We start from the raw sequence: 11,421 nt of genomic DNA, 5'->3' as shown, positions 1-11,421 counted from the left end.
CCATACGCAATAGTGTTGTCCCGGCACGATCATCACCATCGTCGAAAGGGCCGTGTCCCACCATGGGCGCCTACTCGCTTCCCGACCTGCCGTACGACTACTCCGCGCTCGAGCGGGCGATGTCCGCCGAGATCCTGGAGCTGCACCACTCCAAGCACCACGCCGCCTACGTCAAGGGCGCGAACGACACCCTGGAGCAGCTCGCCGAGGCGCGCGACAAGGAGCAGTTCGGCGGTCTGGTCGGCCTGCAGAAGACCTTCGCGTTCCACCTGTCCGGCCACGTGCTGCACTCGCTGTTCTGGCAGAACCTCTCCCCGGAGGGCGGCGACCGCCCCGAGGGCGAGCTGGCCGACGCCATCACCGAGCACTTCGGCAGCTTCGAGGCCTTCAAGAAGCAGCTCACCAACGCCACCACCGGCGTCCAGGGCTCCGGCTGGGGCATCCTCTCCTGGGAGCCGCTCGGCAAGCGCCTGATCGTCGAGCAGGTCTACGACCACCACGGCAACGTCGGCCAGGGCACCACCCCGCTGCTCGCCTTCGACGCCTGGGAGCACGCGTACTACCTGCAGTACCGCAACGTCCGCCCGGACTACGTCACCCGTCTGTGGGACGTCGTCAACTGGCAGGACGTCTCCTCCCGCTTCGCCGACGCGAAGAGCGTCTGAGCCCCGGGTGAGCAGGAGGGCCCCGGACCGGTCGGGCGGTCCGGGGTCCTCCCCCGTCCTCACCTGCACCTCCCACCGGGCCCGCCCGCCAAGGCCGTTGACCCCGGTCGCGGCGGCCACACCGGCCACACCGAACGGAAGACTCACCGCTACCCGTTGTTCGCCCGCGACCGGCGCGCGATCGCTACGCTCAGAGCACCGCCGGTCACCGGCGGTCGGCGGCCTCCCGGCCGACCGGCCCGTCCGCTCCTGAGCGAAAGGCCGTCCGATGGCCCCGCGTCTGTCCGTCGTCGTCCCGATCTACAACGTCGAGCGCTACCTCGGGGAGTGCCTGGACTCGATCGCGGCGCAGACCTTCACGGACTTCGAGTGCGTCATGGTCGACGACGGCTCCACCGACGACGGCCCGGTCATCGCCAAGTCCTACGCCGAGGCCGACCCCCGCTTCCGGCTGGTCCAGCAGGAGAACCAGGGCCTCGGCGCCGCCCGCAACACCGGCTGGCGCCACCTCGCCGCCGGCACCGAGTACCTGACCTTCGTCGACAGCGACGACACCCTGCCCCCGCACGCCTACCAGCTGATGATCAGCACGCTGGACGGGACCGGCTCCGACTTCGTCACCGGCAACGCGATGCGCCTGCGCACCACCGGCCTCACCCCCTCGCACGCCCACCGGCGCGCCTTCCGTGAGACCCGGCTGCGCACCCACGTCAGCGAGACCCCCGCCCTGGTCACCGACCGCACCGCCTGGAACAAGGTCTACCGGCGCTCCTTCTTCGACACCGCGGGCATCCTCTACCCGGAGGGCATCCTCTACGAGGACGCCCCGGTCAGCGTCCCCCACCACTTCCTCGCCACGCACGTCGACGTCCTCGCCGAGCCGATCTACCACTGGCGGGTCCGCGAGGACGGCGCCCTCTCCATCACCCAGAAGAAGACCGACCCGCGCGGCGTGATCGACCGGGTCCGCTCGATGGAACTCGTCCGCGAGTGGCTGCTCGCCCGCCCGGAACCGCTGTTCACCGAGCAGCACCTGCGCGCCTACGACCGGAACTGCCTGACCGAGGAGATCCCGATGTTCTTCTGGTCCGTTCCGGACGGCGACCGCAACTACTGGGAGGTCTACCAGCGGCACGTCAGCCGCCTGCTGCACGCCATCGGCCCCGACCGCATCGCCGGCCTCAACGCCCAGCTCCGGGTCAAGTACCGGCTCACCCTGACCGACGCGATGAACCGCTTCATCGCCGTCCAGCGCCTCCACCGGGCCGTCCGGCGCACCCGCCAGGCCGCCCAGGCCGTCCGCCGGGGCTGATCCCGGCGGCCCCGGCCGCTACCTTCGGCCCGCCCGCGCCGGCCCCGCCCGCTACCTTCGGCCCGCCCGCGCCGGCCCGCTACCGGCGCCCCGCCGGGGTGAAGCGGACCGGGGTGCCCGGGACGGCCTGGGCGGCGGCGGGGAGCGCGGCGGCCGGCACGACCCCGATGACGGGGTAGCCGCCGGTGGTGGGGTGGTCGGCCAGGAAGACCACCGGGCGCCCGTCCGGCGGGACCTGGATTGCTCCCAACACCATGCCCTCGCTGGGGAGTTCACCGTCCCGGGCGCGCTCCAGCGGCGGGCCCTCCAGGCGCAGGCCGATCCGGTTGCTGGTGGGGGAGACGCGGTAGTCGGAACCGGTCAGGACGGCGGGCGACCGGGCCGTGAACCAGTCCTCGCGCGGCCCGAACAGCACGGGCAGCAGCAGCGGTTCGGGCGGCGCGGGCACCGGCAGCACGTCCACCCCGGCGGCCGGGCCGACCGGCTCGCCGAGCGGCAGCGCGTCCCCGGGGGCCAGCGGAGCGGGGCCCAGCCCCGACAGCAGATCGGTCGAACGGCTGCCGAGCACCGGGTCGGCGGCGACCCCGCCGGCGAAGGCGAGGTAGCTGCGCACGCCCCGGGTCGCCGGGCCCACCTCCAGCACCGCCCCGGCGGGCAGCCGCACCGGGGCGCCCCAGGCGGCGGGCCGCCCGTCGACCCGCACGGCGCACGGCGCGCCGGCCACGGCGACCGTCACCGCCCGGTCCGCCCGCAGCGTGCAGCCGAGCACGGTGGTCTCCAGGGTGGCCGCCGTCGCGGGGTTGCCGACCAGGCGGTTGGCCAGCCGGTGGGCGGGCTGGTCGAGCGCGCCGGACCGCGGCACGCCCAGGTGCGCGTGCCCGGGGCGGCCGAGGTCCTGGACGGTCGTCAGCAGGCCTGCGCTGATCACGGTCACGGTCATGCTTCCTCCGCCACGCTCTCTCGCCCGGGTCCTACCGCGCTGTGTCCCGCCGCTCCGGTCATGATTCCTCGATCGCGAACCGGACCCGGGTTCCCGGGCTGAACAGCGCGGCGGGTTCGCGGGACGGGTCCCACAGCACGGCGTCGGTGTGTCCGATCAGCTGCCAGCCGCCGGGGGAGGAGCGCGGGTAGGCGCCGGTGTAGCGGCCGGCCAGGGCGATCGCCCCGGCCGGTACGGCGCGGCGCGGCACGGCCCGCCGGGGCACCCGGTAGCGCTCGGGGAGGCCGGTCAGGTAGCCGAATCCGGGGGCGAAGCCGCTGAACGCGACCCGGAACTCGGTCGCGGAGTGGATCCGCGCGACCTCCCGCTCGGCGACGCCCCACAGGGCGGCGACCTCCGCGACGTCGGCGCCGTCGTAGCGCACCGGGACGGTCACCCGTTGGTCGCCGGCCGTCCGCAGCGGTGGTACCCGCCAGCCGGGCAGTTCGGCGGCCAGGGCGTCGGGGTCGGACACGCCGTCGAGCAGGACGGTGTGTTCGGCGGGCACCACCTCGGTGACGGACGGGAACCCGGACACCGCGCGGCGGCGCTGGAGTTCGGCGTGGAAGGCGATCGCCTGGTCGGCGCCGTCGAGTTCGACCAGCAGCGCGTCCGGGCCGACCCGCAGGACCCGCAGGCGCGGCCGGCCCGACCCCCGCCCGGTCCTTCTGCCGTCCGCTCCGGCGCTCACGCGAACGCCTCGACGCGAACTCCGGCCGTCCACAGGGCGGTTCGGACCCGGCGGGCGAGCTCCGCGGCCCCGGGGGTGTCGCCGTGCACGCACAGCGAGCGGGCCCGCAGTCGGAGCCGCCCGCCGTCGCGGGCGGTGACCTCGCCGTCCCGGGCGATGGCGACCGCGCGGTGCACCACGGTGTCGGGGTCGTGGACCACGGCGTCGGGTTCGCGGCGGGACACCAGCGTGCCGTGCGGGGTGTAGGCGCGGTCGGCGAATGCCTCGGCCACCACCGGCAGTCCGGCCCGCCCGGCCGCCTCGTGCAGCCGGGAGCCGGGCAGTCCGAGGACGGGCAGGTCCGCGGACGGCGCCGCCAGTCGGACGCCCCGGACCACCGCCGCCGCCTGCTCCTCGTCGTGCACCGTCCGGTTGTACAGCGCGCCGTGCGGTTTGACGTACGCCACGTGCGCTCCGGCCGCCCGGGCGAAGACCTGCAACGCCCCGATCTGGTAGGCGACTTCGTCGGCGAGCTCGTCGGGCGGGAGGTCCATGGCCCGGCGGCCGAACCCGGCGAGGTCCCGGTAGGAGACCTGGGCGCCGATCCGGACGCCCCGCTCCGCGGCCAGCTCGCACACCCGCCGCATGGTGCTCGGGTCCCCGGCGTGGAAGCCGCAGGCGACGTTGGCGCTGGTGACCGCGGAGAGCAGGGCGTCGTCGTCGGTGAGCGTCCAGCGTCCGAACCCCTCGCCGAGGTCGGCGTTGAGGTCGACGACCGGTACGGGGGCGGCCGGTGCCGTCGCGGCCGGTGCCGTCGCAGGCGGTTCGTCCCCGGTGGCGGGTCTCGCGGGGGATCCGTCGTCGCCGGGCGTCGAATCGGGCCGTCCGGGCCCGCTCGGCGTCATCACGCGCCGCCCGTCATCGCGCGGACGATCACCGCGCGGGCGTCGTTCAGGTAGCCGGTCAGCTCCACCTCGGCGTCGTCGATCGCGCCGGACTCCAGCAGCCCGGTGAGGGTCTCGTTGCGCCGCAGGAAGGGCGCGTGCAGCCCGCGCGCGGACGGCACGGCGGCGAAGGCCAGGCGCAGCTCGGCCATCAGGCGGGCCATGCACTCGTCGATCCGCGGGCTGCCGGCGATCCCGGCGACGGCCTGGTGGAAGTGCAGGTCGGCGGTGCCGACGGTGACCCAGTCGCCGATCGCCTCGGCGGCCTCCGCCCGGTCCAGCGCCGCCCGTACCGCGGCCAGCCGCTCGGGCGCGGCGCTGTGCAGGGCGCGCACCCCGGCCGTTTCCAGGGCGAGGCGCAGGGTGTAGATGTCGGCGACGTCGGAGGGATCGAGGATCCGGACGAACACGCCGCGGTTGAGCTCGTGCACGACCAGCCGCTGGTCGGCCAGCAGCCGGAACGCCTCGCGGAGCGTGTTGCGCGAGACGGTGAGCGCCTCGCCGAGTGCCTCCTCGGAGAGCCGGGTGCCGGGGGCGAGCCGGCCCTCGGTGATGTGCTCGCGCAGCACCTCGGCCACGCGTTGGGCGGCGCTTGCGCGTTCGAGCCGACCCCGGTCGGCCGCGAGCGCGTCGAAGATCCCGGTCACGTTCCACCTCCTGAACTCTTGTCGGATTGTTCCACAATCCCCTAGCCTCGCGGCAACCCCCGCAGGGTCGCGGCCCACCCAGCCGCGACCTCCTCCGCCCGTGCCGGCCCGAACGGCCACCTGCCGGACGGAGGTCCTCTGAAAGGCGGTCAGGAACATGATCGTTCTTGTCGGCATCCTCGTCGTGGTGGCCGGGTTCGCCACTCGGCGCAATCCGCTCCTCGTCGTCGGCACCGCAGGCGTCCTCACCGGACTGCTGGGCGGGATGAGCCCGCTGAAGGTCCTGGACGCCTTCGGCACCGGCTTCGCCTCCAGCCGCTCGGTGACCGTCATCGCCGTCACCCTGCCGTTGATCGGCCTGCTGGAGCGCCACGGCCTCCAGGAGCAGGCCCGCACGCTGATGAACAAGCTCGCCAGGGCCAGCGCCGGACGCGTCCTCGCGTCCTACCTGGTGGTGCGCCAGCTCACCGCCGCGTTCGGCCTCACCGGACTCGGCGGACCGGCCCAGGCCGTGCGCCCGATGGTGGTGCCGATGGCGGAGGCCGCCGCCGAGCGCCGCCACGGCACCCTGACCGACAAGGCCCGCGAACGGCTGCGCTCCTTCGCGGCCAGCGCCGACAACATCGGCCTGTTCTTCGGTGAGGACTGCTTCCTCGCCGTCGGCTCGATCCTGCTGATCACGGGTTTCGTCAACGCGACCTACCACACCGACCTGGAGCCGGTGCAGCTCGCGCTGTGGGCCGTCCCCACCGCCGTCTGCGCCACCCTCATCCACGGCGCCCGGCTGCTGCGGCTGGACCGCACCCTCGCCCGGGACCAATCCGCCCCGGCGGGCGGCCCGGCCGCCACCGCCACCGCCACCGCCGTCCGCATCGAGGAGCCGAGCAAGTGATCAAGGTCGAGTGGCTGTACTGGCTGGTCGGAGCCATCTTCCTGGCGTCGGCCGCGCAGATGGCGGTGGACCGGGGCAACCCCCGACGGTACGGTACGGCCGCCTTCTGGGGGCTGCTCGGCGCGAGCTTCGTCTACGGCAGCTGGGTCGCCGACAAGAGCGCGCCCGCCGCACCGCTGGGCGTCGCCGTCCTGGTGATGATCGGTCTGGCCGGCTGCGGCTTCACCGGCCGCGGCACCCCCACCGGCGCCGCCCCGGAGCAGCGGGCCGCCTCCGCCGCCCGCCTGGGCGGCCGGCTGTTCATCCCCGCGCTGGCACTCCCGCTGGTCGCGCTGGCCTGCGGCACGCTGCTCAAGGGCGTGCACCTCGGCGGTGCGCGGCTGCCGCTGCTGCAGACCGGCAGCGAGACGCTGCTCGGCCTCGGGATCGGTACGCTCGTCGGCCTGGGCCTGGCGCTGCTGCTCACCCGCGAACGCAACCCGGTGACCGCCCTGCGTTCCGGTCGCGGGCTGCTGGAGGCGATGGGGTGGGCGCTGCTGCTGCCCCAACTCCTCGCCGTGCTGGGCTCGATCTTCCAGAGCGCCGGCGTCGGCACCCAGATCGGCCGGCTCACCACCCACGTCCTCCCGGACGGCAGCAAGTACGCGGCGGTGGCCGTCTACTGCCTGGGCATGGCCCTGTTCACGATCATCATGGGCAACGCCTTCGCGGCCTTCCCGGTGATGACCGCCGCGATCGGCTGGCCGATCCTGATCACCCAGCTGCACGGCAGCCCCGCGGTGGTCCTGGCGGTGGGCATGCTGGCCGGCTTCTGCGGCACGCTGGTCACCCCGATGGCGGCCAACTTCAACCTCGTCCCGGCGGCCCTGCTCGAACTCAAGGACCAGTACGGTCCGATCAAGGCCCAACTGCCCACGGCCGGAGCGCTGTTGGCGTGCAACATCGTCATCATGTCGCTCTTCGCGTTCTGACCCGCTCCCCTCCCCACCTCCGAAAGGCCGCCCCATGACCAGGGTCCTGCTCACCGGCTTCGAACCGTTCGACGGTGCCGACGTCAATCCGTCCTGGGAGGTCGCCCGGCTGGTCGCCGACCAGCCGCCCGAGGGGCTCCTGGTCACCGCCGTCAGGCTGGGCTGCGTCTTCGGCCGGGCGGCCGAGGAACTGCGCACGGCGATCGCGGACTGCGCCCCGGACCTGGTCGTCTGCCTCGGCCAGGCGGCCGGCCGACCGGACGTCACCGTCGAGCGGGTCGCCGTCAACATCGACGACGCCCGCATCCCCGACAATGCCGGCCGGCAACCGGTCGACCTCCCCGTCGTCCCCGGCGGCCCCGCCGCGTACTTCGCCACCCTGCCGGTCAAGGCCTGCGTGGCCGCCGTCCGGGAGGCGGGCGTCCCCGCCTCCCTCTCGCACACCGCCGGGACCTTCGTCTGCAACCACGTCTTCTACGCCCTGATGCACCTGCTCGCCACCGAACACCCCGCCGTGCGCGGCGGGTTCGTCCACATCCCGGCCCTGCCCGAGCAGGTCCTCGACGGCACCAAGCCCTCCCTGCCGGCCGACACCGTCGCCGACGCCGTGCGGGCCCTGCTCACCGCCGCCGCGTCCCGCACCGCCGACCTCCGGGTCCCGGAAGGGGCGACCCACTGACGCCGCCGGGGTGACGGAACCTCCGGGTCCGGGGTGGAGAAACCTCTACCCCGGACACCCCAGGGAAGCCCAATGTGCCCGAACGGCCCGACTCCTACGGTCGATAGCAGCTCGCGCGAGGGGCGCGACCGATCGGGGGGAGACCCAGTGCGGACCCGAGGGAACGAACGGCCGGCCGTGGCCGTCCGGCTGGAAGCGGTCGAGAAGACCTACGGGAGGGGCGACGGCGCGGTGGCCGCGCTCAGAGGGCTGGACCTGGGCTTCGACACCGGCAGCTTCACCGCCGTGATGGGCCCCTCCGGGTCCGGCAAGAGCACCTTCCTGCACTGCGCCGCCGGGCTGGTCCGGCCCACGTCGGGCCGGGTGCTGGTCGGCGGCACCGACCTCGCGGACCTGGACGAGCGGCGGCTGACCGAGCTGCGCCGCAACCGGATCGGCTTCGTCTTCCAGGCGTACAACCTGCTGTCGTCGCTGACGGTGCATCAGAACATCGTGCTGCCACTGCAGTTGGCTGGACGGCGGGCGAGTCGGGAGCGGGTGCTCTCGGTGGTCGACCGGGTCGGGCTGGCCGACCGGCTCGACCACCTGCCCGGCGGACTCTCCGGCGGGCAGCAGCAGCGGGTGGCGATCGCCCGCGCCCTGGTCACCCGGCCCGCCGTGGTGTTCGCCGACGAGCCGACCGGCGCGCTGGACACCCGTACCGCCGCGGCCGTGCTCGCCCTGCTGCGCGAAGCGGTGACCGTCGGCGGGCAGACCCTGGTCATGGTCACCCACGACCCGGTGGCCGCCGCCCACGCCGACCGGGTGGTCTTCCTCGCGGACGGCCGTCTCGTCGGCGAACTGCACCGGCCGACCGCCGACGCGGTGGCCGCCCGGATGACCCGGCTCGGCGCCTGGGAGGACGACCCCGTTCCCGCAGGCCCCGCCTCCTCCTCCTCTGCCGCCTCCTTCGACGCCGGGCCGGGAGGTGGCCGCTGATGTGGCTGCTGGCCCTGCGCACACTGAGGTTCCGGTGGGCCGGGTTCATCGCCGTCTTCACGGCGATGTTCCTCGGCGCCGCGATCGTGATGGCCTGTGGCGGCCTGTTGGAGACCGGCGTCCGGATGGCGGCCCCGCCGCAGCGCCTGGCCGGGGTGCCGATCGTGGTGACCGGTCAGCAGACCCGTGACACCACCGACTCCACGGGCTCCTCCGGCTCCACGGCGCTCGGCGAGCGCCGCCGGATCGACCCGGGCCTGCTCGACACCGTCACGGCGGTGCCCGGTGTCGGCAGTGCGATCCCCGACCTGTCCTTCCCCGCGACCGTGGTGGTCGGCGGCCGGGCGGTCGGCGCCGGCTCGAACGGCCACAACTGGAGCGCCGCCGGGTTGACCCCCTACCGGCTGACCGGCGGCGCGGCCCCCGGCAGCGGCGAGGTGGTCCTCGACACCGGGCTGGCCGCCGACGCGGGCGCCACGGTCGGCTCCGGCGTGCAGGTGACGGTGCGCGGCACCCTCCGGACCTTCACGGTGTCCGGCATCGCCCGCCAGGACACCGGCTGGTCGCTCCGCCCGGGCCTGTTCTTCTCCGACGCCCAGGCACGCCAACTGGCCGGTACCGACGGACGGTTGGACTCCATCGGGGTCCGGCCGGCCCCCGGCGTCGACCTCGCGGGCCTGGAGCGGTCCGTGGCACGGGCGGTGGCGTCGGCCGGGGGCGGCACGGCGACGGTGCTCACCGGCGAGCGGCGCGGCCTGGCCGAGCTGCCGGGCGCACTCTCCGGGCAGCGGACCGTGACCATCCTGGCGGCGGTCTTCGGCAGTTGGGCGGTGCTGATCGTGCTGTTCGGCGTCGCCTCCATGCTCGGGCTCTCGCTCCAGCAGCGGGCCCGTGAGACGGCCCTGCTGCGGGCCGTCGGCGCCACCTCCCGGCAGGTGCGTCGGATGGTCCTCGGCGAGACCGCCGTGCTGTCCGGGCTCGCCACCGCCCTCGCGGTCGTCCCCGGCCGGGTGGTCGGCGAGTCGCTGTACCGGCAGCTGACCGATCACGGCGTGGTGGCCCGGGAGATCACCTTCCACCAGGGCTGGATCCCGGTCGCCGTCGGTGCCCTGGTGGCGGTCGCGGCCGCCCTCGGCGCGGCGCTGTTCGCCGGGCGCCGGGCCGCGCGGACAGAGCCGGTCGCGGCCCTGGCCGAGAGCACCGTGCCCGGCCGGTGGCTCACCACCGGTCGGCTGCTGACGGCGCTGCTCCTGCTGGCCGGCGGCGCCGGGCTGTCGGTCGTCACGGCCACCGTGATGACGGACGGCCCGACCCTGGCGAGCACCGCCGGCCCGGCCTCGGTCCTGTGCTCGATCGGCCTGGCCCTGCTCGCCCCGGGGATCACCAGGGCGGTCGTGACGGCGGTCGGCCGGCCGGTGCGCGCCCTCTCCGGGCTGTCCGGGTACCTGGCGCTGCGCAACGCGACGACCCAGCACGTGCGCACCGGAAGCGCGGTGGCGCCGATCGTGCTGCTGATCGGCATCGCCGGGGGCACCCTGTCCATGCAGTCCACCGAGGACCACGTCTCCGCCCGGAGCCGGGCGCTCGGCGTCCGGGCCGAATACGCCCTGTCCAGCTCGACCGGCGGCTTCGCACCGGGGCTGCTGGGCGCGGTCCGGGCCCTCCCCGGCGTGGCCGGCGCCTCCGAACTGGTCGACTCCACCGGCTTCGTGGACGCCGCCAGCCACGGCGACACCGTGGACCTGCGCGGCGTCTCGGCCGACGGAGCCCGGCAGACCCTCGCGCTCGGCGCGCTGAACGGGTCGATCGAGGACCTGAGAGGGAACGCGGTGGCCCTGTCGCGGGCGCAGGCGAAGAGCTTCGGCGTCCGCGTCGGGGACACCCTGCGGATCCACTTCGGCGACGGCGCCGCCGCCGACCCGACGGTGGTGGCCGAGTACGGCGGCGACCCCGACCCCGGCGACCCCGGCCGTCCCGGCGACCCCGGTGAGCAGTACCTGCTGCTGCCCGCCGACGTGCTGGCCGCGCACACCACCACCGGCCTGCCGACCAGGATCCTGGTCCGGGCGGCGGCCGGCACCGACCCCGCCCGGATCCGCTCCGGCCTGGACGGGCTGGCGGCCGGGCTGCCCGGGACGGCCGTCGTCGACCATCCCGCGGTGGCCGGTCCCGGCCGGCAGATCCAGCAGATCCTGGCCGCCTCGAACTACACCATCGTCGCGATGATCGTCGGCTACGCGGCGATCACCGTGGTCAACACCCTGGTGGCGGTGACCCGCAGGCGCCGCGGCGAGCTCGGCCTGCAACGCCTGACCGGCGCCACCCGGGCCCAGGTGCTGGGCATGCTGGGCGTCGAAGGCGTCCTGGTGGCCGTCGTCGCGACCGTCCTGGGCACCGTCGCCGCGGCGGCCACGATCGTGCCGTACGGCCTGGTCAAGGCCCACAGCGCACTGCCGCAGGGCTCGATCGGCATCCAACTCGCCGTCACCGCCGGTGCGCTCGCCCTGATCCTCGGTGCGACCCTGGTGCCGTCCTGGCGGGGGATGCGGACACCGCCGATCGAAACGGTCGGGTCCGGAGCCTGACCGACGGGGCGGAGTAGGACGTACGTCCGTATCGGACAGCCGTGTGGTACATCTATGTGAGACTCTCGTATCAGACATTCGTGTGGGACGCTCGTCCGA

11 protein-coding genes are annotated in these 11,421 nt (G+C 74.5%); 7 read left to right on the top strand and 4 right to left on the bottom strand.

Annotated elements, in window-relative coordinates; genetic code table 11:
* The first annotated feature begins 62 nt into the window (after positions 1-62).
* Positions 63-665 (top strand): superoxide dismutase, encoded by a 603-nt coding sequence (locus tag ABTZ03_RS17950; RefSeq protein ID WP_350513940.1) that lies wholly within the window; start codon positions 63-65, stop codon positions 663-665.
* 268 nt (positions 666-933) lie between these two features.
* Positions 934-1,977, top strand: a complete 1,044-nt coding sequence (locus tag ABTZ03_RS17945) for a glycosyltransferase family 2 protein (protein ID WP_350513939.1) — start codon at positions 934-936, stop codon at positions 1,975-1,977.
* A gap of 79 nt (positions 1,978-2,056) precedes the next feature.
* On the opposite strand, the gene ABTZ03_RS17940 is transcribed toward ABTZ03_RS17945, so the two are convergent.
* The 4 genes from ABTZ03_RS17940 to ABTZ03_RS17925 are packed head-to-tail and all read right to left on the bottom strand — an operon-like array spanning position 2,057 to position 5,217.
* Positions 2,057-2,917, bottom strand: coding sequence for a 5-oxoprolinase subunit C family protein (locus tag ABTZ03_RS17940; RefSeq protein ID WP_350513938.1), 861 nt, complete (start codon positions 2,915-2,917; stop codon positions 2,057-2,059).
* Positions 2,918-2,975: 58 nt separating this feature from the next.
* Positions 2,976-3,647, bottom strand: coding sequence for a 5-oxoprolinase subunit B family protein (locus ABTZ03_RS17935; RefSeq protein ID WP_350513937.1), 672 nt, complete (start codon positions 3,645-3,647; stop codon positions 2,976-2,978).
* Entirely contained in the window at positions 3,644-4,531 is an 888-nt protein-coding gene (locus ABTZ03_RS17930) for a LamB/YcsF family protein (RefSeq protein WP_502894504.1), read from the bottom strand. The genes ABTZ03_RS17935 and ABTZ03_RS17930 overlap by 4 nt, the downstream gene beginning before the upstream one ends.
* On the bottom strand, positions 4,531-5,217 hold the full coding sequence (locus ABTZ03_RS17925; protein WP_350513935.1) for a GntR family transcriptional regulator: 687 nt from the start codon (positions 5,215-5,217) through the stop codon (positions 4,531-4,533). The genes ABTZ03_RS17930 and ABTZ03_RS17925 overlap by 1 nt, the downstream gene beginning before the upstream one ends.
* Before the next feature lie 157 nt (positions 5,218-5,374).
* Between ABTZ03_RS17925 and ABTZ03_RS17920 the strand changes: the two genes are divergently transcribed.
* The 5 genes from ABTZ03_RS17920 (at position 5,375) to ABTZ03_RS17900 (ending at position 11,322) form a co-directional block, all read left to right on the top strand.
* Complete coding sequence (locus ABTZ03_RS17920; RefSeq protein ID WP_350513934.1) at positions 5,375-6,109, top strand: DUF969 domain-containing protein; 735 nt, start codon at positions 5,375-5,377, stop codon at positions 6,107-6,109.
* Positions 6,106-7,080 (top strand): DUF979 domain-containing protein, encoded by a 975-nt coding sequence (locus tag ABTZ03_RS17915; RefSeq protein WP_350513933.1) that lies wholly within the window; start codon positions 6,106-6,108, stop codon positions 7,078-7,080. Before ABTZ03_RS17920 ends, ABTZ03_RS17915 begins: the two co-directional genes overlap by 4 nt.
* A gap of 34 nt (positions 7,081-7,114) precedes the next feature.
* Positions 7,115-7,759: a pyroglutamyl-peptidase I gene (pcp, locus tag ABTZ03_RS17910; protein WP_350513932.1), complete on the top strand. Its 645-nt coding sequence runs from the start codon at positions 7,115-7,117 to the stop codon at positions 7,757-7,759.
* A gap of 147 nt (positions 7,760-7,906) precedes the next feature.
* The gene (locus ABTZ03_RS17905) at positions 7,907-8,737 is read left to right on the top strand and encodes an ABC transporter ATP-binding protein (protein ID WP_350513931.1); all 831 of its coding nucleotides are present in this window, start codon (positions 7,907-7,909) and stop codon (positions 8,735-8,737) included.
* Positions 8,737-11,322: an ABC transporter permease gene (locus tag ABTZ03_RS17900; protein WP_350513930.1), complete on the top strand. Its 2,586-nt coding sequence runs from the start codon at positions 8,737-8,739 to the stop codon at positions 11,320-11,322. The genes ABTZ03_RS17905 and ABTZ03_RS17900 overlap by 1 nt, the downstream gene beginning before the upstream one ends.
* Positions 11,323-11,421: the final 99 nt, after the last annotated feature.

Source organism: Kitasatospora sp. NPDC096077 (genome assembly GCF_040303245.1).
Taxonomy (GTDB): domain Bacteria; phylum Actinomycetota; class Actinomycetes; order Streptomycetales; family Streptomycetaceae; genus Kitasatospora.
This window is presented reverse-complemented; position numbering and strand designations above follow the sequence as displayed.